General features: G+C 67.5%; 18 protein-coding genes. 15 read left to right on the forward strand and 3 right to left on the reverse strand.

Going from position 1 to position 25777, the window contains the following annotated elements:
* Positions 1-15: 15 nt before the first annotated feature.
* The 9 genes from AC6LJY_RS11505 (at position 16) to AC6LJY_RS11545 (ending at position 13574) form a co-directional block, all read left to right on the forward strand.
* Positions 16-2364: an acyl-CoA dehydrogenase gene (locus tag AC6LJY_RS11505; RefSeq protein WP_314361637.1), complete on the forward strand. Its 2349-nt coding sequence runs from the start codon at positions 16-18 to the stop codon at positions 2362-2364.
* Positions 2365-2376: 12 nt separating this feature from the next.
* Complete coding sequence (locus tag AC6LJY_RS11510) at positions 2377-3672, forward strand: acetyl-CoA C-acetyltransferase (protein ID WP_104144258.1); 1296 nt, start codon at positions 2377-2379, stop codon at positions 3670-3672.
* The gene (locus AC6LJY_RS11515; protein WP_314361633.1) at positions 3669-5660 is read left to right on the forward strand and encodes a 3-hydroxyacyl-CoA dehydrogenase NAD-binding domain-containing protein; all 1992 of its coding nucleotides are present in this window, start codon (positions 3669-3671) and stop codon (positions 5658-5660) included. The genes AC6LJY_RS11510 and AC6LJY_RS11515 overlap by 4 nt, the downstream gene beginning before the upstream one ends.
* Positions 5661-5725: 65 nt before the next feature.
* On the forward strand, positions 5726-7048 hold the full coding sequence (locus AC6LJY_RS11520; RefSeq protein ID WP_104144256.1) for an OmpP1/FadL family transporter: 1323 nt from the start codon (positions 5726-5728) through the stop codon (positions 7046-7048).
* Between the two features lie 56 nt (positions 7049-7104).
* A complete protein-coding gene (locus tag AC6LJY_RS11525) occupies positions 7105-9495 on the forward strand; it encodes a 3-hydroxyacyl-CoA dehydrogenase/enoyl-CoA hydratase family protein (RefSeq protein WP_046804131.1) in 2391 nt (796 codons plus the stop codon).
* A 10-nt stretch (positions 9496-9505) separates the two neighbouring features.
* Complete coding sequence (locus AC6LJY_RS11530) at positions 9506-10705, forward strand: acetyl-CoA C-acyltransferase (RefSeq protein WP_498135973.1); 1200 nt, start codon at positions 9506-9508, stop codon at positions 10703-10705.
* A gap of 31 nt (positions 10706-10736) precedes the next feature.
* Entirely contained in the window at positions 10737-11282 is a 546-nt protein-coding gene (locus tag AC6LJY_RS11535; RefSeq protein ID WP_046804197.1) for a PaaI family thioesterase, read from the forward strand.
* The gene (locus AC6LJY_RS11540) at positions 11246-11860 is read left to right on the forward strand and encodes a chalcone isomerase family protein (protein ID WP_052945977.1); all 615 of its coding nucleotides are present in this window, start codon (positions 11246-11248) and stop codon (positions 11858-11860) included. The genes AC6LJY_RS11535 and AC6LJY_RS11540 overlap by 37 nt, the downstream gene beginning before the upstream one ends.
* A 16-nt stretch (positions 11861-11876) precedes the next feature.
* Complete coding sequence (locus AC6LJY_RS11545) at positions 11877-13574, forward strand: AMP-binding protein (RefSeq protein ID WP_498135974.1); 1698 nt, start codon at positions 11877-11879, stop codon at positions 13572-13574.
* Between the two features lie 125 nt (positions 13575-13699).
* Here AC6LJY_RS11545 and AC6LJY_RS11550 read toward each other — a convergent pair whose 3' ends face one another.
* Entirely contained in the window at positions 13700-15268 is a 1569-nt protein-coding gene (locus AC6LJY_RS11550; RefSeq protein WP_104144251.1) for a sulfatase-like hydrolase/transferase, read from the reverse strand.
* 9 nt (positions 15269-15277) lie between these two features.
* Entirely contained in the window at positions 15278-16240 is a 963-nt protein-coding gene (locus tag AC6LJY_RS11555; protein WP_498136011.1) for a Bug family tripartite tricarboxylate transporter substrate binding protein, read from the reverse strand.
* Positions 16241-16432: 192 nt separating this feature from the next.
* Between AC6LJY_RS11555 and AC6LJY_RS11560 the strand changes: the two genes are divergently transcribed.
* The 6 genes from AC6LJY_RS11560 to AC6LJY_RS11585 all read left to right on the forward strand — a co-directional run bounded on the left by AC6LJY_RS11560 (position 16433) and on the right by AC6LJY_RS11585 (position 23825).
* Positions 16433-16957 (forward strand): MarR family winged helix-turn-helix transcriptional regulator, encoded by a 525-nt coding sequence (locus AC6LJY_RS11560; protein ID WP_485133197.1) that lies wholly within the window; start codon positions 16433-16435, stop codon positions 16955-16957.
* Between the two features lie 257 nt (positions 16958-17214).
* Positions 17215-19341 (forward strand): TonB-dependent siderophore receptor, encoded by a 2127-nt coding sequence (locus tag AC6LJY_RS11565; RefSeq protein ID WP_498135975.1) that lies wholly within the window; start codon positions 17215-17217, stop codon positions 19339-19341.
* A gap of 236 nt (positions 19342-19577) precedes the next feature.
* Entirely contained in the window at positions 19578-20567 is a 990-nt protein-coding gene (locus AC6LJY_RS11570; protein ID WP_104144249.1) for a 2-keto-3-deoxygluconate permease, read from the forward strand.
* Complete coding sequence (gene dtnK, locus AC6LJY_RS11575; RefSeq protein WP_498135976.1) at positions 20564-21781, forward strand: D-threonate kinase; 1218 nt, start codon at positions 20564-20566, stop codon at positions 21779-21781. Before AC6LJY_RS11570 ends, dtnK begins: the two co-directional genes overlap by 4 nt.
* On the forward strand, positions 21778-22830 hold the full coding sequence (gene pdxA, locus AC6LJY_RS11580) for a 4-hydroxythreonine-4-phosphate dehydrogenase PdxA (RefSeq protein ID WP_046804139.1): 1053 nt from the start codon (positions 21778-21780) through the stop codon (positions 22828-22830). Before dtnK ends, pdxA begins: the two co-directional genes overlap by 4 nt.
* Positions 22831-22835: 5 nt before the next feature.
* Positions 22836-23825, forward strand: coding sequence for a GntR family transcriptional regulator (locus AC6LJY_RS11585; protein ID WP_498135977.1), 990 nt, complete (start codon positions 22836-22838; stop codon positions 23823-23825).
* A 259-nt stretch (positions 23826-24084) separates the two neighbouring features.
* On the opposite strand, the gene AC6LJY_RS11590 is transcribed toward AC6LJY_RS11585, so the two are convergent.
* On the reverse strand, positions 24085-25776 hold the full coding sequence (locus AC6LJY_RS11590) for a class I adenylate-forming enzyme family protein (protein WP_498135978.1): 1692 nt from the start codon (positions 25774-25776) through the stop codon (positions 24085-24087).
* Position 25777 lies beyond the last annotated feature (1 nt).

The following is a 25777-nucleotide window of genomic DNA, read 5'->3' on the forward strand; positions in this document are numbered from 1 at the left end:
TACGGAGACAAAGACATGTCCGCAGTCATCCTCACGCTAGTCGTCATCGCGGTGCTTGCCGCCATCGTGCTGGGCGTGCGGCCACTGCGGCGGGCGCTGTTGTCGGCGCCCATCTTCAACCTGTATCGCAAGGTGCTGCCGCAGATGTCCGACACCGAGCGCGACGCGCTGGAAGCCGGCACCGTATGGTGGGAAGGCGAACTGTTTCGGGGCCGCCCGGACTGGAGCCGACTGCTGGCCTACCCGCGCCCGCGTCTGACCGACGCCGAACAGCAGTTCCTGGACAACCAGGCCGAGCAGGCCTGCCGCATGGTCAATGACTGGAGCGTCACGCAGGAACGCTACGACCTGCCGGCGGACGTGTGGACTTATCTGAAGACCCAGGGTTTCCTGGGCATGATCATCCCGAAGGAATACGGCGGGTTGGGCTTCTCGGCCTATGCGCATTCCGAAATCGTGACCAAGCTGTCCACACGCTCGTCCGCGCTGGCCGTGTCGGTGATGGTGCCGAACTCGCTGGGCCCGGCCGAACTGCTGCTGCACTACGGCACCGACGAACAGAAGAACCACTACCTGCCGCGCCTGGCGCGTGGCGACGAGGTGCCGGCCTTTGCGTTGACCAGCCCGTGGGCCGGTTCCGACGCCGCGGCCATTCCCGACAGCGGCATCGTCTGCAAGGGCGAATGGCAAGGCCGCGAAGTGATCGGCATGCGCGTCACCTGGGACAAGCGCTACATCACGCTGGCCCCGGTCTGCACGCTGCTGGGGCTGGCGTTCCGTCTGTACGACCCCGATGGCCTGCTGGGCGGCAAGAAAGACCTGGGCATCACCTGCGCGCTGGTGCCGCACGACCACCCCGGCGTGGACACCGGCCGCCGCCACTTCCCGCTGAACGCCATGTTCATGAACGGCCCGACGCGCGGTACCGACGTCTTCATGCCGCTGGACTTCATCATCGGCGGCCCGGCCATGGCGGGCCAAGGCTGGCGCATGCTGATGGAATGCCTGGCCGCCGGCCGGTCCATATCGCTGCCCTCGTCCAACACCGGCATGTCCAAGCTGACGGCGCGCGCCGTGGGCGGCTATGCCCGCGTGCGCAGCCAGTTCCGCATGCCCGTGGGCAAGTTCGAAGGCGTGGAAGAAGCGCTGGCCCGCATCGGCGGCCACACCTACATGATGGATGCCGCGCGCAGCATGACGGCGGGCGCCGTCGACCTGGGCGAGAAGCCGTCCGTCGTGTCCGCCATCGTCAAATACCATGTGACCGAACGCGCCCGCCAGGTCGTCAACGACGGCATGGACGTGATCGGCGGCAAGGGCATCTGCCTGGGTCCCAACAACTTCCTGGGCCGCGCGTATCAGCAGATTCCCATCGGCATCACCGTCGAAGGCGCCAACATCCTGACGCGCAGCCTGATCATTTTTGGACAAGGCGCGATTCGCTGCCATCCCTACGTGCTGGCGGAAATGCAGGCGGCGCAATCGCCCAACGCCAAACAAGGGCTGGACGATTTTGATCGCGCGTTCTGGGGTCACGTGGGCTTTGTGGCCAAGAACACGTTGCGCACCCTGGGCACAGCGCTGACCGGCGCGCGCTTTGTTGCCGTGAACGCCGACGTGGCGCCCGACATGAAGGGCTACTACCAACTGCTTAGCCGGTATTCCGCCGCCTTCGCGCTGCTGGCCGACTCGATGATGCTGGTGCTGGGCGGCAGCCTGAAACGCCGCGAACGCCTGTCGGCGCGCTTGGGCGACGTGCTGTCGCAGATGTACCTGATCAGCGCCACGCTCAAGCGCTTTGAAGACGAAGGCCGCCAGGCCGCCGATGCGCCGCTGGCGCACTGGTCCATCCAGGACGCGCTGTTCAAGTTGCAGGAAGCCTTTGACGGCGTGCTGGCAAACACGCCCAACCGTTTCGTGGCCTGGACCTTGGCGCGTCTGATCTTCCCGTGGGGCCGCACGCAGACGCCACCGTCCGACGCGCTGGGCCAGGACGTGGCGCGGCTGTTGATCAACCCCAGCGCCACGCGCGACCGCCTGACCTCGGGCTGCCACCTGCCCGCCACCGCTGATGAGCCCGTGGGCGCCATCGAACTGGCGCTGGCGGCCACGCTTGCCGCCGAGCCCATCGAAGCCAAGATCCGCGAACTTGAAAAGCGCGGCGCCCTGCAAGGCAACCCGCAAGCCAACGTGCGCGATATCGCCGACGCCGCCTACGCGGCCGGTGGCATCACCGCCGAAGAGTACGCCGTGGTCAAGCACCGCAACAGCTTGCGCGATACCGTGGTGCACGTGGATGATTTCCCCTTTGACCTGGGCAAGGCGCAGGCCGACCGGCCCGCCGCCGAACGCAAGGTCGCCTGACGGAGGAAACCGATGGCATTCAAACCGGTTTACGTCATTGACGGGACTCGCACGCCCTTCCTGAAAGCGCGCACCGGCCCCGGCCCGTTCTCGGCCGGGGACCTGGCCGTACAAGCCGGCCGCGCCCTGCTGCTGCGCCAACCCTATGCCCCCACGGATCTGGACGAAGTCATCATCGGCTGCGCCGCGCCGTCGCCGGATGAAGTCAACATCGGCCGCGTGATTGCGCTGCGCCTGGGTTGCGGCAACCACGTGCCCGGATGGACCGTGATGCGCAATTGCGCGTCCGGCATGCAGGCCCTGGATTCCGGCATCGCCAATATTCAAACCGGCCGGTCGCAGCTGGTGCTGGCGGGCGGCACCGACGCCTTGTCCCGCGCCCCGCTGCTGTTTTCCGACGACATGGTGCGCTGGCTGTCCGGCTGGTACGCGGCGCGCGGCATCGGCGCCAAGCTGGCGGCGCTGCGCGGCTTCAGGCTGAAGAACCTGGCGCCCGTCATCGGGCTGCTAAAGGGGTTGACCGACCCGGTGGTGGGCTTGTCGATGGGCCAGACGGCGGAAAACGTAGCCACCCGTTTCGGCATCGACCGCGCCGCCATGGACGCCTATGCGGCCGGCAGCCACCAGCGCGTCCTGGCCGCGCGCGCGGCCGGTGCGCTCAATGAAATCACGCCGCTGATCGACAACAAAGGCAAGCTCTACCCCGACGATGACGGCGTGCGCGAGGATTCCACGCCCGAAAAACTGGCCAAGCTGCGACCGGTGTTCGACAAACCCTGGGGCAACATCACGGCGGGCAATAGTTCGCAGGTGACCGACGGCGCCGCCATGCTGGTGCTGGCGTCCGAAGAAGCGGTGGCCAAGTGGAACCTGCGCCCCCTTGGCCGCATTGTGGACAGCCAGTGGGCCGGCCTGGACCCCGCGCAAATGGGCCTGGGGCCGGTGCATGCGGCCACGCCCATCCTGCAACGCCATGGCCTGGGCTTGAATGACCTGGACTTGTGGGAGATCAACGAAGCCTTCGCCGCGCAGGTGCTAGGGTGCCTGGCGGCATGGCGCGACGATGCCTATTGCCAAGCGCATTTCGGTACGCCAGCATGGGGGCCGCTGGACCCGGCCAAGCTGAATGTGGACGGCGGCGCCATCGCCATCGGCCACCCCGTGGGTGCGTCCGGCGCGCGCATCGTGCTGCATCTGCTTGAAGCGTTGAAGCGCCGTGGCGCCAAGCGCGGCATGGCCGCCATCTGCATCGGCGGCGGCCAAGGCGGCGCGATGCTGGTTGAAACCCTGGACGAGGACCGCCCATGACGACCATGGACACGCTTTCCCACTGGCGCCTGGACCGCGACCCCGACGGCCTGGCTCGCCTGACGTTCGACCGCGCAGGCAGCGCCGTGAATGCGCTGTCGGCCGACACCATGGCCGAACTGGCCGTGGTGCTGGACGCGTTGGACGCCGCGCCGCCGGCGGGCCTGATCATTCAGTCGGGCAAGGCCACCGGTTTCATCGTGGGCGCCGACGTCAACGAATTCGCCAGCCTGGACACGCCCGAACAGGCGCGCGGCCTGATCGCACGTGGTTGGAACCTGTTCAACCGCCTGGCCGCCGTGCGCTACCCCACCCTTGCCCTGATCCAGGGCCACTGCCTGGGCGGCGGGCTTGAATTGGCGCTGGCGTGCCGCTACCGCCTGGTCGCCGATCAGCCCGGCACGTCGTTGGCGCTGCCCGAAGTCATGCTGGGCATCTTCCCGGGCTGGGGCGGCATGCTGCGCTTGCCGCAGGTGATCGGCGCGCCCGCCGCGCTGGACATGATGCTGACCGGCCGGGGCGCGGATGCGCGACGCGCCGCCGCGCTGGGCCTGGCCGACGCGCGCGTGCCGCCGCGTTTGCTACAGGCTGCGGCGCGCCAGTTGGTGCTGTCGAAAAAGCCGCCGCGCCGCGCGCGTGGTATCGGCGCCTGGGCCAACCGCTGGCCCTTCAAGGCCCTGGTCGCCAACCGCGCACGCAAGCAGATTGCCGCCAAGGACCCGCTGGGCCACTACCCCGCCGCGCCCGCCATCGTCACGCTATGGGAAAAGCATGGCGGCAACGCCTTGCAGGCGCCTGACCTGATCGACGCGATCATTTCGTCCGACACCGCGCGCAATCTGTTGCGCGTGTTCCGCCTGCAAGAGCGCCTGAAGGCCAACGGCAAGCAGACCGGCGTCACGCCGGCCCGCCATGTGCACGTGGTGGGCGCCGGCACCATGGGCGGCGACATCGCGGCCTGGTGCGCGTACAAGGGCTTGACGGTGACGCTGCAAGACCAGGACATGGCGCGCATCGCACCGGCCATCGAACGCGCCGCCACGCTGTATGCGCGCCGCCTGAAAGACCCGCGCCTGGTTCGCGCCGCGCTGGACCGCCTGATACCCGATCCCACCGGCGGCGGCGTGCCGCGCGCCGACATCATCATCGAAGCCATCAGCGAACAACCCGAGGCCAAGCGCGCGTTGTACGCGTCGCTGGAACCGCGCATGCAGGCCGACGCGCTGCTGGCCACCAATACGTCCAGCCTGTCGCTGGAAACGCTGCGCAGCGGCCTGGCTCGCCCCGAGCGTCTGGTGGGCATCCACTTCTTCAACCCCGTGGCCAAGATGCCGCTGGTGGAAGTGGTGCATGCCGAGGGCGATTCGGGCGAGGCCACGGCACGCGCCTGCGCTTTCGTGGGCCAGATCGACAAACTGGCGCTTCCCGTCAAGAGCGCGCCGGGATTCCTCGTCAACGCCGTGCTGGCGCCCTATATGCTGCAAGCCATGCGCAGCGTGGACGACGGCATGGCGCCGGAAACGGTGGATGCCGCCATGGTCGAATTCGGCATGCCGATGGGGCCGCTGGAACTGGCCGACACCGTTGGCCTGGACATTGCGCGCGCGGCAGGCGAGCAACTGGCCGGTGGCGCCGAGCCGCCGCGCTGCCTGGCCGAACGCCTGGCGCGCGGTGACCTGGGCAAGAAAAGCGGCAAGGGCTTCTATACGTGGCGCGACGGCAAGCCGGTCAAGCAAGGCAAAGGCGCCGCCGGACACGGCAGCAGCAGCACCACCACTACGGCCGCCCCCGCCGGGCTGGCACAGCGCCTGATCCAGCCCTTGGTGGACGCCACCCTGGAGCGCGTGCAGTCCGGCGTGGTCGCCGATGCCGACTCGGCCGACGCCGGGGTAATTTTTGGAACGGGGTTCGCGCCTTTCACGGGCGGACCTCTGCATTACCAGGCGAGCCATGCCTGGCGCAGCAGCAAACCGGCTCACGCCGAATAGACCGGGGTCACAACCAGACCGGCAGTGCAAGTAGAGACATACATCCAACTTGAGGAGGCAGTACCATGCGCAGACGTTCATTGTCCCTGAGCACCTTGTCGGCCCTGGTGGTCGGCCTGGGCGCGTCCGCAACGTCCTACGCCGCCGGCTTTCAGCTTTTAGAGCAGAACGCCAGTGGCCTGGGCAACGCTTACGCAGGCTCGGCGGCAAATCCCGAAAACGCCAGCATCATTTACTTCAACCCGGCCGGCATGACGTACCTGCCCGGCGTGAACTTTTCGGGCGGGGTCAATCTGATCAAGCCCTCGTTCAAGTTCAAGGACAACGGCAACAGCCGTAATCCCAGCGTTCCCGGCCTGCCCGGCTCGGGCCTGAACGGGTCGGCCCCCACCGGCGGCAACGGCGGCGATGCGGGCAACCTGGGCGTGGTGCCCAACCTCTACGCCTCCTGGCAATTGAACGAGCAGTGGTACATCGGCCTGGGCGTCGGCGCGCCGTTCGGCCTGATGACCGAATACGACGACGGCTGGGTCGGCCAATACCATTCGAACAAATTCGAGATCAAGACAATCAACGTGAACCCGTCGATTGCCTACAAGGTCAACGAAAAGTTCTCGATGGGCTTCGGGCTGAACTGGCAACACATCGACGCCAACTACAAGAAGAAAACGGTGGTGCCGATTGCGGGCCTGCCGGTCGCCACCAACGGCGACGCCGACCTGAACCTGAAGGGCGACGCGTGGGGCTGGAACGTGGGCTTCATGCTGCAACCCACCGAGGACACGCGCATCGGCCTGTCGTACCGCTCGAAGATCAAGCACACCGCCAAGGGCGACACCGACATCACCAGCATCGGCCCCACCAAGCAATCGGTGTCGTTTGACGCCAAGGCCTCGGTGGACCTGCCCGACACGTTGATCCTGAGCGCCGCGCATCAGTTGAACGAGCGCTGGGAACTGCTGGGCGACGTGTCCTGGACGGGCTGGAGCAGCATCCCCGAACTGAAGATCCGCAACTCCGGCCCCGGCGCGCGCGATGACGAACTGCCGCTGAACTTCCGCGACACCTGGCGAGTCGCACTGGGCGCGAACTACAAGTTCGCCCCCGACTGGAAGTGGAAGTTCGGCCTGGCGTACGACCAGTCGCCGGTGCATGACAAGGCCGACCGCCCCACCTCCCTGCCCGATAACGACCGCTACTGGTTCTCGACCGGCGTGCAGTGGGCGGCCACCAAGAACACCACGCTGGATCTGGGCTACACCTATCTGTACCTGCGCAAGACGGACATCGACACGACGTCCGGCAGCCAGGCGACCAAGGGCCGCGTGGCGGGCACCTATGACAGCAGTGGCCACATCGTGGGCCTGCAACTGTCGTCCCGCTTCTAGCCTTGCGCGGGTGGGCGGCCGCGCGCCGCCCACCCGCTTTACACAGGAGAATCCCCTTGAGCAAGTTCGTCGTCAAACACGTTGCCGTCCTGGGCGCCGGCGTCATGGGCGCGCAGATCGCCGCCCACCTGGCCAATGCCGGCGTGCCCGTCACGCTGTTCGATCTGGCCGCCCGTGAAGGCGATCGCAACGGCATCGTCAACAAGGCGCTGGCCGGATTGAAGAAACTGGAACCCGCACCGCTGGCCGGCGCGGCCCGCCTTGCCCTGATCACCCCCGCGAACTACGACGACCACCTGGATGCGCTGCGCGGCTGCGACCTGGTCATCGAGGCCATCGCCGAACGCATGGACTGGAAGACGGCGCTCTACGAGCGGATCGCTCCGCATGTGTCGCCCGACGCCATCATCGCGTCCAACACGTCCGGCCTGTCGATCGACGCGCTGGCCAACGCCCTGCCCGCAAGCCTGCGCGAGCGCTTCTGCGGCATCCATTTTTTCAACCCGCCCCGCTACATGCGGCTGGTGGAGATCATTGCCACGTCGCATACACAGCCGGCCGTGCTGGACCAGTTGGAAACCTGGCTGACGTCAACGCTGGGCAAGGGCGTGATCCGCGCACTGGACACGCCCAACTTCGTGGCCAACCGCATCGGCGTGTTCTCCATCCTGGCCGCCATGCACCACACCGCGCGGCTGGGCCTGGGCTTTGACGAAGTCGACGCGTTGACCGGCCCGAAGATCGGCCGGCCCAAAAGCGCCACCTACCGCACGGCGGACGTGGTGGGCCTGGACACGCTGGCCCACGTGGTCGGCACCATGGAAAAGAACCTGCCCGATGACCCCTGGCACCGCTACTTCGCGTTGCCCGACTGGCTGTCGGCGCTGATCCAAAAGGGCGCGCTGGGCCAGAAAACCGGCGCCGGCGTCTACCGCAAGCAGGGCCGCGACATCCTGGTGCTGGACCTGAACGCGCAAGACTATGTGCCCAGCGCCGGCAAGCTGGCCGACGAAGTGGCCGCGCTGTTGAAAGAACGCGACCCGGCCAAGCGCTTTGCCGCCCTGCGCGCCAGCACCCACCCGCAGGCGCAGTTCCTGTGGAGCCTGTTCCGCGACATCTTCCACTACAGCGCCGTGCAGCTTGAACACGTGGCCGACAACGCGCGCGACCTGGACCTGGCCATGCGCTGGGGGTTCGGCTGGTCGCAAGGCCCGTTTGAAACCTGGCAGGCGGCCGGCTGGCAGGCCATTGCCGCCGCCGTGGCGGACGACATCGCCGCCGGCCGCGCCATGAGCAATGCGCCCCTGCCCGCCTGGGTGCAGGAAGCCGACCGCCAGGGCGTGCACGCGCCGCAGGGTTCGTATTCCGCGCGCACGGGCAAGCTGCATCCACGTTCGTCCCTGCCGGTGTATCGCCGCCAGCTGTTCCCCGAACGCGTATTTGGCGAAGGCCCCGACGACCGTGGCGTTACCGTCTGGGACAACGAAGGCGTGCGCCTGTGGAACCTGCCGGACGTGGACCCCGGCATCGCCATCCTGTCCGTCACGTCCAAGAACCACACGCTGGGCGGTGAAGTGCTGGAAGGCGTGCTGCAAGCCGTCGCCCGCGCCGAACGCGATTTCGACGGCCTGGTGATCTGGCACGAACCGCCCTTTGCCGTAGGCGCCAACTTGCAGCAGGTAGTGCAGGCTTGCGCCGAGGGCAAGTTCGACATGCTGGAAGCAATGGTTGAAAAATTCCAACGCGCCTCGCAGTCGTTCAAGTACGCCCGCATTCCCACGGTGGCCGCCGTGCAGGGCATGGCGCTGGGCGGGGGCTGCGAATTCCTGATGCATGCCTCGCACCGCGTGTTGGCGCTGGAAAGCTATATCGGCCTGGTGGAAGCCGGTGTCGGGCTGATTCCGGCTGGCGGCGGCAGCAAGGAATTTGCCGGCCGTGCGGCGGCGCTTGCCGCCAAGACCGCCACGCCCGGTGAAGTCTTCCCGTACCTGCAACCCGTCTTCCAGACCATCGCCATGGCGCAGGTGGCGAAAAGCGCGCTGGAAGCCATCGACGCCGGGTTCGCCCGCGAGCACGACGTGGTGCTGTTCCATCCCGACGAGCTGCTGTTCGTGGCCATCGGCCAGGCCCGCGCCGCCGCCGAAGCGGGCTACACGCCGCCGCCACGCCTGTCGAACATCCCCGTCGCGGGACGCAATGGCATCGCCAACTTCGAGATGGTGCTGGTCAACATGCGCGAAGGCGGCATGATCAGCGCGCACGATTACCGCGTGGCGCGCAGCGCCGCCGTGGCCCTGTGCGGAGGCGAGGTCGAGACCGGCACGAAGGTGGACGAAGAATGGCTGCTGGCGGTCGAGCGCCGCGAGTTCGTGGCTCTGTTGCGCACGCCTGAAACCCAGGCCCGCATCCGCCACACACTCGAAACCGGCAAGCCGTTGCGCAACTGAGGAAACGATCATGACCAAGCAGATTCAAGACGCTTACATCGTCGCCGCCACGCGCCTGCCGGTAGGCAAGCGCAACGGCGCCTACATCACCACGCGGCCCGATGACATGCTGGCCGCCGCGCTGAACGGCGCGCTGGCGCAGGTGCCGTCGCTGGACCCCGCGCGCATCGAAGACGTCATTGCCGGCTGCGCCATGCCCGAGGCCGAACAAGGCATGAACGTGGCGCGCATCGGCTTGCTGCTGGCGGGCCTGCCGCAAAGCGTCGCGGGCGTCACCGTGAACCGCTTCTGCGCGTCCGGCTTGCAGGCGGTGGCCGACGCCGCCGCGCGCATCCGCATGGGCGAAGCCGACATCATGATCGGCGCGGGCACCGAATCCATGAGCGCAATGCCGCAGATCATGGGCAACAAGGTGTCGATGAACCCCGAGATCTTTGCCCATGACGAGAACATCGGCATGGCGTTCGGCATGGGGCTGACGGGCGAAAAGGTCGCGGAACGCTGGAAGGTGTCGCGCGAAGACCAGGACGCCTTCGCGCTGGCCTCGCACCAGAAAGCGTGCGCGGCGATTGCGTCCGGCCATTTCCGCGCCGAGACCACGCCTTATGAAGTGGTATCGCATCTGCCCGACGGCGCCAGCGGCGCGGTGCGGATGGTGCGCAGGCTGGTCGAGGTGGACGAAGGCCCGCGCCCGGACAGCAGCGCCGAAGCCTTGGCGCGGTTGCGCCCGGTGTTCTCGACGCGCGGCAGCGTCACGGCGGGCAATAGCTCGCAGATGTCCGACGGTGCGGCTGCCGTGGTGCTGGTGTCCGACCGCATCCTGCGCGAATTCAACCTGAGCCCGCTGGCGCGCTTCGTCAGCTTCTCGGTCGCCGGCGTGCCGCCCGAAGTGATGGGCATCGGCCCCGTTGCCGCCATCCCCAAGGTGCTGCAACGCGCCGGCATCACGCAGGACGCGCTGGACTGGATCGAGCTGAACGAGGCCTTCGCCGCGCAATCACTGGCCGTGATCCGCGAACTGAAGCTGGACCCGGCCAAGGTCAACCCGCTGGGCGGCGCCATCGCGCTGGGCCACCCGCTGGGCGCCACCGGCGCGATCCGCACGGCAACCATCACGCACGGGCTGCGCCGCACGGGCGGCAAGTACGGGTTGGTCACCATGTGCATCGGCACCGGCATGGGCGCGGCCGGGCTGTTTGAAGCGATGTAGGCCCATTGCGGAATCGACCGGCATGCCCAGCCTGAAGCCCTATTGGCTTAAAAGCCTGTCGCCGCAATGGCGCGCGCGCCTGATGCGGGTGGGCTTCAACCTGCATCCGGCGTTTCGCGCCACCGGCGGCCGCGTGATGTTTGTGTCGCCGGATTTCCTGCACATCCGTATCAAGCTGCCGCTGCTTCGCCGCACGCGCAACATCGTGGGGTCCATGTACGGCGGGTCGCTGTTTGCGGTAACGGACGGCGCCCACCCGACGATGTTGATGTCGGCATTGGGACCGGATCACATCGTGTGGGACAAGGCCGCCTCGATCCGCTTTCGCAAGCCCGCCTACACGACCCTGTATGTCGACTTCCGGCTGCCGCCCGGGGAAATCGCGGACATCCGCGCCGACCTTGCGCGCGACCACGAAACCACCCGCACGTACACGGTGGAATTGAAGGACAAGGACGGCGTGGTGTACGCCGTCGTGGAACGCACGATCTATATCGCCGACAAGAAGTTCTACAAGCGAAAGACCACAGGAGGAGACACATGCAACGTATCCCTGGAGGGCGATCCACCGCCCTGAGCCGACTTCAGGCAGGCGTTCTGGCCGGCACGCTGGCGGCTGGCCTGGTGGGTGCGCCGGCCTTTGCCGCCGACCTCGACGTGGCGGGCAGGCGCGTGCCGGAACAGCTGTCCGCGGGCAGCCATGCACTGGTGCTCAACGGCGCCGGCGTGCGCACGAAAATCGTGGTGAAGGTGTACGTAGCGTCGCTGTACGTCACCACGAAAAGCCACGACGCGGCGGCGTTGATCAACAGCACCGAGCCGCGCCGCATCCGTCTGCAATTGCTGCGCGACGTAGACAGCAAAAGCCTGGACGAGGCCTTGCAGGAAGGCCTGCGCGACAATACGCCCAAGGCAGAGCTGGCCGCCATGAAAGCGCCGGCCGACCAGTTGGCCGGCATGATGGCCGACATCGGCGCCCTCAAGGAAGGCGATGTGGTCGACCTGGATTTCGATGCCCGTGGCGTGACCGGGTCACATAACGGCAAGCAACGCGGCCGCATCGACAGCCCCGACTTCGCGCGCGCGCTGCTGCGCGTGTGGCTGGGCGAGAAGCCGGCGCAGGCCTCCCTGAAAAAAGCCCTGTTGGGCAACTAGGCGGAAATCCTCAAAGATGGAACCTATCTGGCACAAGAGCTACCCCGCCGGCGTCCCCGCACGAATCGACATGGACGGCGTCACCACGCTGGTCTCGATCGTGCGAGACAGCTGCCGCCGCTACGCGGATAAAACCGCGTACATCAGCATGGGAAAATCCATCAGCTACGCCCAGCTGGACGCACTGACGCGCGACTTCGCCGCGTGGCTGCACGCGCAAGGCCTGGGCCGTGGCGACCGTGTCGCGCTCATGATGCCCAACCTGCTGCAATACCCCGTGTGCCTGTTCGGCGCCTTGCGCGCGGGCTGCGTCGTGGTCAATTGCAACCCGCTCTACACCCCGCATGAGCTGGAACACCAGCTGGTGGATTCTGGCGCGCGCGCCATCGTGGTGGCCGACAACTTCGCTGCCACGGTGCAAAAGGCGTTACCCAACAGCGCGGTGGAACACGTGCTGGTCACCTCCATCGGCCAGATGCTGGGGCCGGTCAAAGGGCGCTTGGTGGACCTCGCGATCCGCCACGTCAAGCGCATGGTGCCGGCGTGGTCCCTGCCCGGGCATGTGCGCCTGGCCGACGCGCTGCTTGCCGGCCGCGCCCAGCCGTTTACCGAAGTGCAGCTGGACCAGCGCGACCTGGCCTGCCTGCAATACACGGGCGGCACGACGGGCGTAGCCAAGGCGGCAATGCTGTCGCACGGCAATCTGGTGGCCAACGTCAGCCAGGCCCACGCCTGGATCAAGCCGCTGGTGAACGATGGCGAGGAATGCGTCGTGACGGCCTTGCCGCTGTATCACATCTTTGCGCTGACGGCGAACTGCCTGACGTTCATGAAAATCGGCGCCAGCAACCTGCTGATCATCAACCCGCGCGACATCCCCGGCCTGATCAAAGAGATGGGCAAGGTGCCGTTTTCGGCGTTTACTGGCGTCAATACCTTGTTCAACGCGCTGCTGAATCATCCCGATTTCGCCAAGCTGGATTTTTCTCGCCTGCGCCTGACGATGGGCGGCGGCATGGCGGTGCAACGCGCCGTGGCGGACCGCTGGCGCGCCGTCACAGGCAAGTCGCTGGCGCAGGCCTATGGGCTGACCGAGACGTCGCCCGCCGTCACGGTCAACCCGCTGGACGTCACGACGTTCACCGGGTCCATCGGCCTGCCCGTGCCGTCCACCGAGATTTCGATCCGCAATGACGACGGCGAAGAACTGGGCGTGGGCGAACCCGGCGAAATCTGCGTGCGCGGGCCACAGGTCACGCAGGGCTATTGGAATCGCCCCGACGAAACGGCGCTGGTGATGTACCCGGACGGCTTTCTGCGCACCGGCGACATCGGCTACGTCGATGACGACGGCTACGTGTTCCTGATCGACCGCAAGAAAGACATGATCCTGGTGTCGGGCTTTAACGTGTACCCGAACGAAGTCGAGGACGCCGCCGCGTTGCATCCGGGCGTGCGCGAGGTGGCGGCCGTGGGCGTGCCGGATGAACGGTCGGGCGAAGCGGTCAAGCTGTTCGTGATCCGCAAGGATCCGGGCCTGGACGCCGACACGCTGATTGCGCATTGCCGCACGCAGCTGACCGGCTACAAGGTGCCGCGCTATGTGGAATTTCGCGATGACCTGCCGCGCTCGAATGTGGGCAAGATCCTGCGGCGGGAACTGAAACCCGAGACCGCCGCGCCGACGCAAACGCAAAGCGCGGGGCACGCCTGAGGGGGCACGCCCGATCGCGGCGACCGGGCGGCGCGAGACGGCGCCCCGCCCCTTAGTGCGCGACGCCACCACGCCCCTTAGTGCGCGACGCCTTCCCCCCGCTTACCGCGCAACGGCGCCGCCTCTTACCACTGCCCGAAAAACACGCCCGCCCGTTTGTGCGCGTTGGTAGCCTTTTCCACGGCCTCGTCGCTCAGGGTGGTGCGGCGCTTGCCGCGCAGCATCCAGTCCAACAGGCGCTGGCGCAGTTCCAGGCGGACGGCGGCGTGCTCGCTGCTTGTGCCCAGGTCCTGGAATTCGCCCGGGTCGGCATGCAGGTCGTACAGTTGCTCGGGCTCGTCCAGCCAGTACACATAGCGCCAGCGGTCCGTGCGCACCGACCACGCGCGGGCGTTCTGCGGCGTCTTGCCACGCAGGATGCGCGCGTGGCGAAAGCTGTAGTCCAGCTCGGAAAACACGCAGTCGCGCCACGGCGTGGCGGCGTCGCGCCCATGCAGCAGCGTTTGTAGTTCGCGGCCTTCCAGCCGGTGCGCGGGGCCTGGCGTGCCCAGCGCGCGCAGCACGGTCGGCACAAGATCCACGCTTTCCACCATGTCATCCAGCGCCTGCCCGCGCGTGGCGTCGGCCGCCGCCGATGGGTCCATCACGATGAACGGCACGCGTTGCACGGTGTCGTAGAACAATTCCTTTTCGCCCAGCCAGTGGTCGCCCAGGAAGTCGCCATGATCGGCGGTGAACACGATCAGCGTGTTCTTCATCAGGCCCGCGCCTTCCATGTAGTCGAACAGTCGGCCCAGGTGGTCGTCCAGCTGCTGGATCAACCCCTGGTACGCGGGCCGCACCACGCGCACGCATTCGTCGGTGGAAAAACTGATGCTTTCTTCTTGCTGGCGATACGCCGCAACGACGGGGTGCGCGTCGCGCAGTTCTTCGCGGTTGCGTTGCACCGGCAGGCACTGGTCGGCGGTATAGCGCCGGTGGTACGGCGCGGGCGCCATGTAGGGCCAGTGCGGCTTGACGTAGCTTAAGTGCAGCACCCAGGGCTGGCTGCCGCGCCGCTGCATGAAGTCCAGCGCCTGGTCCGTCATGTAGGCGGTTTCGGAATGCGGTTCGGCCACGCGCGCGGGCAGATGCACGTTGCGCATGTGCCAGCCGCTGGCGATCTGGCCGTTGGCATCCACGCCTGAAATGACGAAGTCCGTCCAGGGGTCGGCGCTGTCGTAGCCGTGGCGCCGCAGGTAGGCCGGGTAGCCGCTTTCGTCGCCGGGCGGATGGTGGCCGTCGTAGCGGTCCAGTTCGGTGAAGCCGCCGCGCGCCAGCAGCACCCCCAGCTCGGAGGCGCCATCGATGCTTAGCCGTTCCATGCCGGCCTTGTCGGGAATGATGTGCGTCTTGCCCGCCAGCGCCAGGTCGCGGCCCTGCCCGGCCAGGTATTCACCCAGCGTGATCTCGTTGACGGACAAGGGCACGCGGTTCCACGTCGCGCCATGCCGCGACGGATAGCGGCCCGTGTAGTAGCTCATGCGCGACGGGCCACACACGCCGGAATTGACGAAGGCGCGATCAAAGCGCACGCCGCGCCTGGCCAGAGCGTCCAGGTTCGACGTTTGCAGATAGGGATGGCCGTAGCAGCCCAGGTGGTCGGCGCGCAGCTGATCCGCCATGATGAACAACACGTTTTGCACGGTACGCATCGCCGCCCCTTATTGCGTGGCCGTGAAGCCGGAGTCGCGCACGACCGGCTCCCATTGCTGGCGGTAGGCGGCCAACGCTTTGGCGGTGTCGGATGCGTCCCGCGACACCGGTTCCAGGAACACGGCGCGCACCGCTTGCTGCATGGCGGGCTCGCGCAGGATGGCGGCGATGTCGGCGCCCAGCCGCTTGACCTTCGCCTCGGGCATCGCGGCCGGCGCGAAGAACGCGTTCCAGCCGTCGGCCGCCAGGTTCACACCGCCTTCGCGAAAGGTGGGCACCTCTTTCAGATCGGCGTCACGCGTTTCACCGGAGGTCGCCAGGATGCGGATCTTGCCGGCGCGATGCTGCGGCAACAAGGTGTCCAGCGTGTCGATGCCTTGCGGCAGGATGCCGCCGATCAGTTCCGAGATCAGCGGCGCCGACCCCCGATAGCCAACCACCTCGGGCTCCTGGCCGATTTCACGGCCCAGCATCAATGCAAAGAAATGCGGCAAGCTGCCGGTGGCGGGCACGCCCACGGTGAATTGCTTGGGATTGGCGCGCAGCCACAGACGTAGCGCGGCCACGTCCTGGATGGGCGAGGACGCGGGCACGGCCAGCGCGAACTTATATTCGCTGACCAGGGACACGGGCTTGAAATCGCGCTGGGCGTCGTAGCCGGGCTGGGCGTAGACCAGCGGCGCCACCACCATCACGGCCGGGTTGGCCAGCATCAACACGTTCTGCGTGGCAGGCGCGGCATGCAGGCCTTGGGCCGCGATGCGCCCCCCGGCGCCCGTCTTGTTTTCCACGACGACGGGCACGCCCACGCGGTCTTTCAGGCGGTCGGCCACCAGCCGCGCAATGCGGTCGGAACTTCCGCCGGGCGGGTAGCCCACTACGATGGTCAACGCGCCATCCAGCGGCGCCTGCTGCGCACAGGCCAGCGACGCGCCCCCCGCCAACGCGGCAGCCAAGGCCGCGCCCGTCATCCATTTACGCATGGTGTTCTCCTGTCGACAGTGGCCCGCCGTCGGTTATGTTTCTTTCTGCCTGGCCGTATACCGAAATAAGCAGATTGACTGTAGCAACGGGTCCATTGCTTGATCTAATCCAGGACTTTCCATAACGATATGCAGCGCAACGCGCCGACGCGGCACGCGCTGCGGCAAGGAGGAGACGCCATGCCAACCCGCCCCATCCCCGCACCGCCGCAATTGGCCGACATGCTGATGTACCGGCTGTATCAAGCATGGTCGCAATCGAACCCCGTCTTCGTGCGCCTGTGCGAAGGGCGCTTTGGCATCACGCGACGCGAATGGCGCATCCTGGCCTGCGCCATTGAAGGCGGCATCATGAATTCCGCCGAGCTTGCCGCCGCCGCCAAGCTGGACCTGGCGCGCACGTCGCGCACCTTGGGCGCGCTGTGTGAAAAAGGTTGGTTGCGGCGTTTGCACGACAGCGCCGACCGCCGTGTCGTGCGGGTCGAGGCCACGGCCGAGGGGCTGGCGCGATACCAGGCGCTGCTGCCCGAAGTGTCGCGGCTGAATGCACTGCTGGTGCAAGACCTGAGCGATAGCGAGGTAGCGCTGCTGCGCGACTTTCTGGGCCGCATCGAACAGCGCGGCCGGCAGATGGGCCAAGACAATATCGTGGCCGACAAGGCCAGCCGCCGCGAAGGTGGCACGCGGCGCGCGCAGTACGCATGAGGCGTCCGGTGTCGTGTGGGGCCAACAGGACGGCGCCTTCTTCTCTTCAATGGCGGGGCCTGCCCGGCGTCCCGCCAAGCCTCTGAAACGCAAGGTATTTATTGCCGGCAACCAGCCGCCGCCGCCCAACCGTGCAGGTTTTTTTTACATCTGGGATCGCCCATGCGTCTTGGCGCGTGGCCGCAACGCAATTAATAATAGTTATCGTTGCTATTCCTGTATGTAATCAGCGGCCGCAGCGCCGTAGGGGACGACTCTTGAAACGCCATACACCTTGTGCCGCCCGCCTGCCGCGGCCGCAGACGCTATTGCCCGCCGCCGCGCTGGCCGCCTGCCTGGGCGCCACCGCGCAGGCGCAAACCACCAATCCGGCCACCGAAGCCACCACCGTCCTGCCTGCCGTGCAGGTCACCGGCATGGGCGAAACCGCGACCGGCCCCGTGGACGGCTACGTCGCCACGCGCAGCGCCACGGGCACCAAGACCGACACGCCACTGTCCGAAACGCCGCAAGCCATCACCGTGATTCCGCGCGACCAGATCGTGGACCAGGGCGCGCTGAACGTTCAGGACACCATGAACTACGCCGCGGGCGTGCGGCCCAATGCGTACGGCGTGGACAACCGCGGCGACTATGTGCGCATACGCGGCACCGAGCCCGCGCAATACCTGGACGGGCTGCGCCAGTTCTTCAACTCCAACAACCCGCGCACCGAGGTCTACGGCCTGGAGCGCGTGGAAGTGCTGCGCGGCCCGTCGTCCATGCTGTACGGACAAGGCAGCACCGGGGGCCTGGTCAACCTGGTCAGCAAGCGCCCGCAAGCCGACGCCCAGCGCGAAATCGGCGTGGTGGTGGGCAATCACGGCCGCCGCGAAATCCAGGCCGACCTGACCGGCCCGGTCACGGAAGACGGCCAATGGCTGTATCGCGTGGTGGGCGTGGGGCGCGACAGCGACACCCAGGTGCAACATGCGCCCGATGACCGCCTGATGCTGGCGCCGTCGCTGACCTGGCGGCCCAGCGCCGCCACGTCGTTGACCTTGCAGGCGTTGTGGCAGAAGGACAAGGCGGGCACGACGCAATCGTTCCTGCCCTGGAGCGGGTCGGTGCAAGAAAACCCCAATGGCCGTATCCCGACGCGCCGCTTCGTCAGCGAGCCCGGCTTTGACGCCTACGACACCGAGCAATTCAGCGTGGGCTGGCTGTTTGAACACCAGTTCAACGACACGTGGAAATTCCGCCAGAATTTCCGCAACACCGTCAGCCGCGTTGATTACCAATCGCTGTACCCGAACGTGTACGGCGCGCGCCGTGGCGATTCCTATATCGACGCGGAACAGACCACCACCGACCGTTACTTCTACGTCAACAAGCCGCGCATGCGCACGCTGCTGGCCGACCAGAATATCGAGGGCAAGCTGAACTGGGGCCGCACCGAGCACACCGTTATCTTCGGCATGGACTATTCGCACTACCGCGAGACCAGCCAGACGGCCTCCGGCCTGGGCGCGCCGCTGAACCTGTATCACCCCGTCTACGGCAACCGGCCGGAATATGAACTGTCCGACACGCCCAAGCAAAAGCAGCAGCAGCTGGGCTTTTACGCGCAGGATCAGATCAAGTTCGACCAGAACTGGATCTTCCTGGCGGGCATTCGCCGCGACCGCGCCGACAATCGCATCGAAGGCCAGGACAAGGAAACCGACTACGCCACCACCAAGCGCTTCGGCCTGATGTACGCGGCCGACAACGGCTGGTCGCCCTACCTGAGCTACAGCGAATCGTTCACGCCCATTGCCGGGTCCAACTTCTACAACGAACGCTACAAGCCGCTGCGCGGCAAGCAGGTCGAGGCCGGCATCAAATACATGCCCAAGGACGCCGACATCGAGTTCACCGCCGCGGCCTATGACCTGCGCGAAAAGAACCGTCAAACCAATGACCCCGACAACCCCAACAACCAGCTCCAGGCCGGCAAGACGCGCACGCGCGGCGTGGAATTGGAATTGCGAGGCCGCGTCACCAAGAACGTCGACGTGATCGCCAACTACCTCTACACCGATGTCGACCCGCAACTGGAAGCCCTGCCCAAGCACATGGCGTCTTTGTGGGGCAAGTACCGCTTTGCGCTGGCCGGCCAGCCCGGCTTCGCGGTGGGCGCGGGCGTGCGCTACCTGACGGCCTTCCGCGATGGCGGCGCGCCCGAAACGCCCGCCGTCACCTTGTTCGACGCGATGGTCAGCTACGACAACGGCCCGTGGCGCTATGCCTTGAACGTCAACAACATTGCCGACCGCACCTATGAAGTGGTTTGCCTGGACCGTGGCGACTGCTTCTACGGCGCACGCCGCACGGTAATGTTGAGCGGGGCGTACCGCTTCTGATGCAAGGCTCGTCGCAACGCCGGCATTTGCGCTGAACCCTCCAGGACGGGAATCCTGAAAAACCCGAGCCAGCTGCAAAACCTGTACGTACAGGCAGTACGTACAGGTGTACACTAGCGGTTTTTCAACCCCCACTGACAGACGCGTCAACGAACGTCTGCAATCCACCAGAACCGTCCTGGAGACTTACGCAAGTGTCGACCGCTGCCTCTTCCCGTTCGCCTTTTTTTGGCACCATGCAGAAAATCCCTGGTGGATTGATGCTTGTGCCGCTGATCCTGGGTTCCCTGATCGGCACCTTTGCCCCTGATGCGCTGGCCATCGGCGGCTTCACCACCGCCCTCTTCAAGAACAGCGCCCTGCCGCTGATCGCCCTGCTGATCTTCGCGACCGGCACGCAGGTCAACGCCCGCACCGGCGGCCCCATCCTGGCCACGGCCGGCACCATCCTGCTGATGAAGACGCTGGTGCCCGCCACGCTCATCATCATCCTGGGCAGCTACGTCGGCCTGGACGGCGTGCTGGGCGTGTCGATCCTGGCCTTGCTGGCCGCGTTCGACAACAGCAACGGCGGCCTGTGGCTGGCCTACACCGGCCAGTACGGCGATGCGCGCGACCGTGGCGCCTACGTTGCCAGCGCCGTCAATGACGGCCCCTTCTTCAGCCTGCTGTTCCTGGGCGCCTCGGGCCTGGCCGACATTCCCATGATTGCCCTGGTGGCGGCGCTGGTGCCGTTCCTGCTGGGTGTCGTGGTCGGCAACCTGGACCCGAAGTGGCGCGACGTGCTCAAGCCCGTGCCCAACATCGTCATCCCGTTCTTCGCCTTCGCGCTGGGCACCGGCATCAACCTGGGCGCGGTCGTCAGCGGCGGCATCAGCGGCCTGATCCTGGGCCTGATCATCAGCCCGATCACCGGCGGCCTGGTCTACCTGGGCTATCGCTTGATCCTGCGCCGTGGCGGCAAGAGCGGCCTGGGCTTTGCCGCCGGCACCACCGCCGGCAACGCCATCGCCACGCCCGCCGTGGTGGCCGCCGCCGATCCCAACTTCCAGCAATACGTGTCCACTGCCACCGCGCAAGTGGCCGCCTGCGTGTTGATCAGTTCCATCCTGGCTCCGATCCTGGCGTCGTACTTCCTGAAGCGCGCCGGTGAACTGAAGTCCGAGGACGCGGACGCAAGCCGCGCCACGCCGACGTTGGGCGAGGCGCGCGGAGAGGCGCTTTGACCCCCACCATCGCCATCGTTGCCGATGACCTGACCGGCTCGGGCGACACCGCCGTGCAGTTCGTGCGCGCCGGCTGGAGCACGCACCTGTCCATCGGCGGCGCCGAGGAAGCGCTGTCCGGCCCGGCCACGGCCGGCGTCGAAGTGCTGGCGGTCACGACCAACAGCCGCGCCCTGCCCGCCGCCGAGGCCGCCCGCGTCATCGACCAGAACGTGCGCCAGCTGCGCGCGGCCGGCGTGTCGCGCCTGTACAAGAAGGTGGACTCCACCTTGCGCGGCGCTTTCAAGGCCGAGATCGACGCGGCCCGCCTGGCCTGGGGCCCGGACACGGTGGCGGTGATCTGCCCCGCCTTTCCCGCCACCGGCCGCACCGTTGAACAAGGCGTGCTGAGGGTGAACGGCAAGCCCGTCACCGAAACGTCCGCCGCGACGGACCCGGTCACGCCCGTCACCGAAAGCCATATCCCCACGTTGCTGGGCTGCGCCCACGTCGCGGTGCAAGACGGCGACACGCCGGAAGCGCTGGCCGCGCGTATCCGCGAAGCGGGCCACACCGTGGTGGTGGACGCCGCCACGGACGCCGACCTGGAGCGCCTGGCGCGCGCCATCGGCTTGCTGGGCGAACACGCCCTGCCCGTGGGCGCGGGCGGCCTGGCCGTGCCGCTGGCTCGCGTGTGGGCCGGTGCGGACCAGACGGCGCCCGTCGTCGTCGTGGTCACGTCGCAGCACAGCGCGGCACGCGCGCAAGCCGCTGCACTGAAGGCGTCGGGCGCCGACACCTGGACGCCTTCGCTGCAACAACTGGCCGACGACGCCGCCTGGCAGGCCTGGACGCAGCCGCTGTTGCAAGCCCACGCCAAGGCGCCGGCCGAAGCCGGCACCGTGCTGCTGCTGGCGCCCGAAGGGCAGCTGGACGGCCTGGATTCCGAGAAAGTCGCCGAACGGCTGGGCAGCCTGGCGGCGCAGTTGATCACGGCATCCCGCGCGGCGGGCGTGGTCGCCACGGGTGGCGACGGCGCGCGCAGCGTGCTGGTGGCGCTGGCCGCGCGCGGCATCGCGCTGGTGGATGAAGTCATGGGCGGCGTGCCTCTTGGCACGCTGACCGGGGGCATGGCCGCGGGCCTGCCCGTGGTGACCAAGGCCGGCGGCTTTGGCACCGAAGACGTACTGGTTCGCGCCGTGCGCGCGATCCGCGACAGGAGATTCAAGCGATGACACAACCTCAATCGAACAAGCTGCCGCTGTTGGCCGTCACCCTGGGCGACGTGGCCGGCATCGGGCCGGAAATCACGGCCAAGATGCTGATGGGCCATGACGAACTGCGCCAAAAGGCCCGCCTGCTGGTGGTGGGCGATGTGGACGTGATGGTCAACGCGGTGCGCGGCCTGGGCGGCGACCCCGCCATCGTGCGCAAGCTGGACCGCGCGGCCGACTGTACCAATGCCCCCGGCACCATCGAAGTGCTGCAAGCCGGCCCGTCGCTGGCCCACGTCAAGCTGGGCGAAATCAGCGCCGACGCGGGCGACGGTTCGGTGCGTTTCGTGACCACGGCCTGCGCCCTGGCGCGCGCCGGCGAAGTCGACGGCATCGTCACCGCGCCGCTGAACAAGGCCGCGATGCACGCCGCCGGCCACAAGTGGCCCGGCCACACCGAACTGCTGGCGCACGAGTTCGGCGTCAAGACGTTCTCGCTGGTGCTGTCGGCCGGCGACCTCTACATTTTCCACGCCACCACGCACGTATCGCTGCGCCAGGCCATCGACGATCTGACGCCCACGCGCATGCGCGCCGTGCTGCGTCTGGCGGGCTCGTTCGCCAAGGCGCTGGGCCGCGGCGACCAGCCGGTGGCCGTGTCGGGCCTGAACCCGCACGCCGGTGAAAACGGCATCTTCGGCAGCGAAGACGCCGACATCCTGGCCCCGGCCGTGGCCGAAGCCAACGCGGCCGGCATCCTGGCCGCCGGCCCGATCCCCGCCGACGCCCTGTTCCCGCAAGCCGTTCGCGGCAAGTGGCAGTTCGTGATTGCCTGCTATCACGACCAAGGGCACGCGCCGTTCAAGGCCGTGTATGGCGATGATGGCGTCAACATCACCGTCGGCCTGCCCGTCGTGCGCGTGTCCGTGGACCACGGCACCGCGTTCGACATCGCGGGCAAGGGCATCGCGCGCGAAGACAGCCTGATCCTGGCCGCCGAGCGCGCCGCGCATCTGGCCCCGGGCTGGACGCATGTATGGGAAACTGCGCGGGCACAAACCGGAGGTTGATTTCCATGGCGCCCGCCACGCACGACGCACTGCCCATTCTTGATCGCTCTGGCGATACCCCGCTGCACGCCCAGGTGGCGGCCTTGCTGCGGGGCTTTATCCGGACGAACAAGCTGGCGGCGGGCGCCGTGCTGCCCAGCGAAGCCGCGCTGTGCGTACGCTTTGGCGTGGCGCGCAGCGTGGTCCGCCAGGCGCTGGCAGCGCTGGCCACCGAAGGCTTGATCCAACGCGAAAGCGGGCGCCCGGCAACGGTTGCCGCGCCGCAGGAACATCGCCGGCTGGTGCAGCGGTCCACCGGGCTGTACGAACAATTCGCGCAGTCCGGCGTGGCCTTGCAGACGCGCGTGCTGGCGTTCGCGCGGGCCGAACCGCCCGCCGACGTGGCGGCGTTTTTTGGCACCACGCAATTACTGATGCTGGAACGCTTGCGTCATGTGGCCGACGCGCCGCTGGCGTATGTGCGTACGTGGCTGCCGGCCGACGCCGTGCCCGGGCTGCGCGCCGACGATCTGGCCGACGCTTCCTTGCATGGCGTGTTGACGCGGCGCTTCGGCCTGCGACCCGGCGCGGGCCGCAACCAGATCCGCGCCGTGGCCGCCGACGCCAAGCTCGCCAAACTGCTGCACACCCAGACCGGCACGCCGCTGCTGATGTTGCAGGGCCAGGGCATGGATCAGCATGACCGTCCCCTGGAGTGGTTCACCACCTGGCATCGCGCCGAGCAGCTGGTGTTCGACGTGGACGTCAGCATGGGCCACGAAAGCGTGCATCCGCGTTTGCAGGATGCGCCGGCGGAAGGGGCTGAACCGGCCGAAATGGCCAAGCCGACCAACTCGGTCAACGCGGTCAGCTCGGCCAAGCTGGCCCACCCGGCCTTCACGGCCCTGCCCCCGACACCGGAAGACACGACGTCGTCCCACGATTCCCTGGCGCGTGCGCAGGCGCTGGTTGCCGAGCTCTCGGCCGAGCTGGCCCGGTTGCGCGGCCAGGCCTGACCGCAGCCCTACAGCAAGCCGCACATCAGCGCCGCGCCAGATGCGGTACGCGCGCACTTTCGGCAGCAGTTGCCGCATGGTGACGATCATTGCCGGGTTGGCGAGGCTGGCGTAAAGGTGATCGCGGGCTAAGCCTGGTCTGGCGACCCTTTCTGGCGTGGCCGCTGATCGGCAGTGTGTTGTTCACCTTGCCGTTGAAGCGCTTTCGCAAGACTCCCAGCCAGATGGCGTGAGGCCCTGCGCCCGGGGAACTGATGAATCACGCGTGCTCGGGCTTGCGTGACACCATGCCGGCCAGCGCCTTGCGGTCGACCTTGCCCACGGCGTTTTCCGGCAGCCGCTCGACCCAGAACACGTCGCGCGGCACGTAGATCCGCCCCAGCCGGGACTGCACTTCCGCTTGCAGCGCGGCGGCTTCCTGCGCGCCCGCCGTGGCATCCGCCTGGGGTTGCGCGAAGATCACCGGCACTTCGCCCAGGTCATCGTCCGGCGCGCCCACGACGCAGCACGCGGCAACAAAGGGCAGCCCCGTCACCACGCCTTCAATCAGGGCGGGCGAAATGTTTTCGCCGCCACGAATGATGACGTCTTTGATGCGGCCCGTGATGCTGAGGTAGCCGGCGTCGTCGAAGCGCCCCAGGTCGCCCGTGCGCAACAGCGCCGGCGCGCCATCGTTGCCGTTGTCCACGCCCAGGTAGCCCAGCATCAGGCTGTCGCCCGCGATGCAGATTTCGCCTTCGCCGCCGGGCGCGGCTTCGGCGCCGTCCGGCAATCGCAGCGTGACGCTTTGACCGGCCAGCACGGTGCCGACCGAGCCCACGCGGCGGGCGTCGGGCGGGTTCATCGTGGACGTGCAGGTGGCCTCTGACAGCCCGTAGGACACCACCAGCGGGCAACCCAGGAATGCTTCGATGCGCCGATGCAGCGCTTCGGTGATCGGCGCCGATCCGCAGCGCGCAAAGCGCAGGCCGGCCAGGCTGGCGGCATCGAACTCCAGTTCCAGCATGCGCGCGTACATCGTGGGCACGCCCGTGATGATCGTGGGCCGGAACGTACGCAGCAAGCCCGGCATGTCGTCGGCGCGAAAGCGGCCGGCCAACGCCACGCTGGCGCCCGCCAGCAACGGCGCGAAGATCTGGTTGTTCAAGGCGTTGGTGTGATGCAGCGGCATCACGTGCAGCAAGCGGTCGTCCGGCGTCAGGCCGGTATGCGCCAACACGCCGCGCGCATTGTTGGCCAAGCCCCGATGGCTGAGCAACACGCCCTTGGGGTTGCCGGTGCTGCCGGAGGTGAACAGCAACAGGCCGGGCGCATCGGGCGAGATCTGGTCGGCGCAACCGAGCGCCGGCGCGTAGTCCGGACGTGCGGGATGTGAAGGTCGCGCCAGGTCGGCCACAGTTGCCGGGTCCGCCACGTCCGTCACAGTTGCCCCGCCCGCCACGTTCGCCATGTTCGCCACGTTCGCCACGTCGGCCGCGCTCGCCACGTTCGCCACGTCGGCCACGTTCGCCACGTTCGCCACGTCGGCCGCGCTCGCCGCGCTTGCCACGCTTGCCGCCTCCAGCACCCGCGCCGGAGCCAGGCCGCTGGCCGCCGCCGTCGCGGCATTGGGCTTGTCGTGCAGCAGCCAGGTCAGGCCCACCGCCGCGACGCGGCGCGCCGTTTCCTCGGCCGACAAGCGGGGTTCCAACGGGCAGGGGCATGCCCCCGCCGCCATCACGCCCAGTAGGGTCAACACCTGTTCCAGCGACCGCTCCATGGCGATGGCGACATAGCTGCCCGGCGCCACGCCCGCCGCGCGGATGCCATCCGCGATGCGCGCCACGCGCTGGTGCAGGTCGGCATACGTCACCGTCGTGTCGGCCGTGACGATGGCGGTGCGCGATGCCCACTCCGGCTGGCGCCAGGCACGCGCAAACGCCGCGACCAGCGTCGGTTCGGCAAGAGTCATG

The sequence above is a fragment of the Achromobacter sp. RT286_PF genome, from assembly GCF_059760425.1.

What these genes read in the sequence shown, in the direction of transcription:
- AC6LJY_RS11520 (WP_104144256.1), top strand. Translation starts at nt 5,726, where the DNA reads ATGCGCAGACGTTCATTGTCCCTGAGCACCTTGTCGGCCCTGGTGGTC.
- AC6LJY_RS11550 (WP_104144251.1), bottom strand. Translation starts at nt 15,268, where the DNA reads ATGCGTACCGTGCAAAACGTGTTGTTCATCATGGCGGATCAGCTGCGC.
- AC6LJY_RS11545 (WP_498135974.1), top strand. Translation starts at nt 11,877, where the DNA reads ATGGAACCTATCTGGCACAAGAGCTACCCCGCCGGCGTCCCCGCACGA.
- AC6LJY_RS11590 (WP_498135978.1), bottom strand. Translation starts at nt 25,776, where the DNA reads ATGACTCTTGCCGAACCGACGCTGGTCGCGGCGTTTGCGCGTGCCTGG.
- AC6LJY_RS11570 (WP_104144249.1), top strand. Translation starts at nt 19,578, where the DNA reads ATGCAGAAAATCCCTGGTGGATTGATGCTTGTGCCGCTGATCCTGGGT.
- AC6LJY_RS11515 (WP_314361633.1), top strand. Translation starts at nt 3,669, where the DNA reads ATGACGACCATGGACACGCTTTCCCACTGGCGCCTGGACCGCGACCCC.
- pdxA (WP_046804139.1), top strand. Translation starts at nt 21,778, where the DNA reads ATGACACAACCTCAATCGAACAAGCTGCCGCTGTTGGCCGTCACCCTG.
- AC6LJY_RS11585 (WP_498135977.1), top strand. Translation starts at nt 22,836, where the DNA reads ATGGCGCCCGCCACGCACGACGCACTGCCCATTCTTGATCGCTCTGGC.
- AC6LJY_RS11510 (WP_104144258.1), top strand. Translation starts at nt 2,377, where the DNA reads ATGGCATTCAAACCGGTTTACGTCATTGACGGGACTCGCACGCCCTTC.
- AC6LJY_RS11530 (WP_498135973.1), top strand. Translation starts at nt 9,506, where the DNA reads ATGACCAAGCAGATTCAAGACGCTTACATCGTCGCCGCCACGCGCCTG.
- AC6LJY_RS11540 (WP_052945977.1), top strand. Translation starts at nt 11,246, where the DNA reads ATGCAACGTATCCCTGGAGGGCGATCCACCGCCCTGAGCCGACTTCAG.
- AC6LJY_RS11555 (WP_498136011.1), bottom strand. Translation starts at nt 16,240, where the DNA reads ATGACGGGCGCGGCCTTGGCTGCCGCGTTGGCGGGGGGCGCGTCGCTG.
- AC6LJY_RS11560 (WP_485133197.1), top strand. Translation starts at nt 16,433, where the DNA reads ATGCCAACCCGCCCCATCCCCGCACCGCCGCAATTGGCCGACATGCTG.
- AC6LJY_RS11505 (WP_314361637.1), top strand. Translation starts at nt 16, where the DNA reads ATGTCCGCAGTCATCCTCACGCTAGTCGTCATCGCGGTGCTTGCCGCC.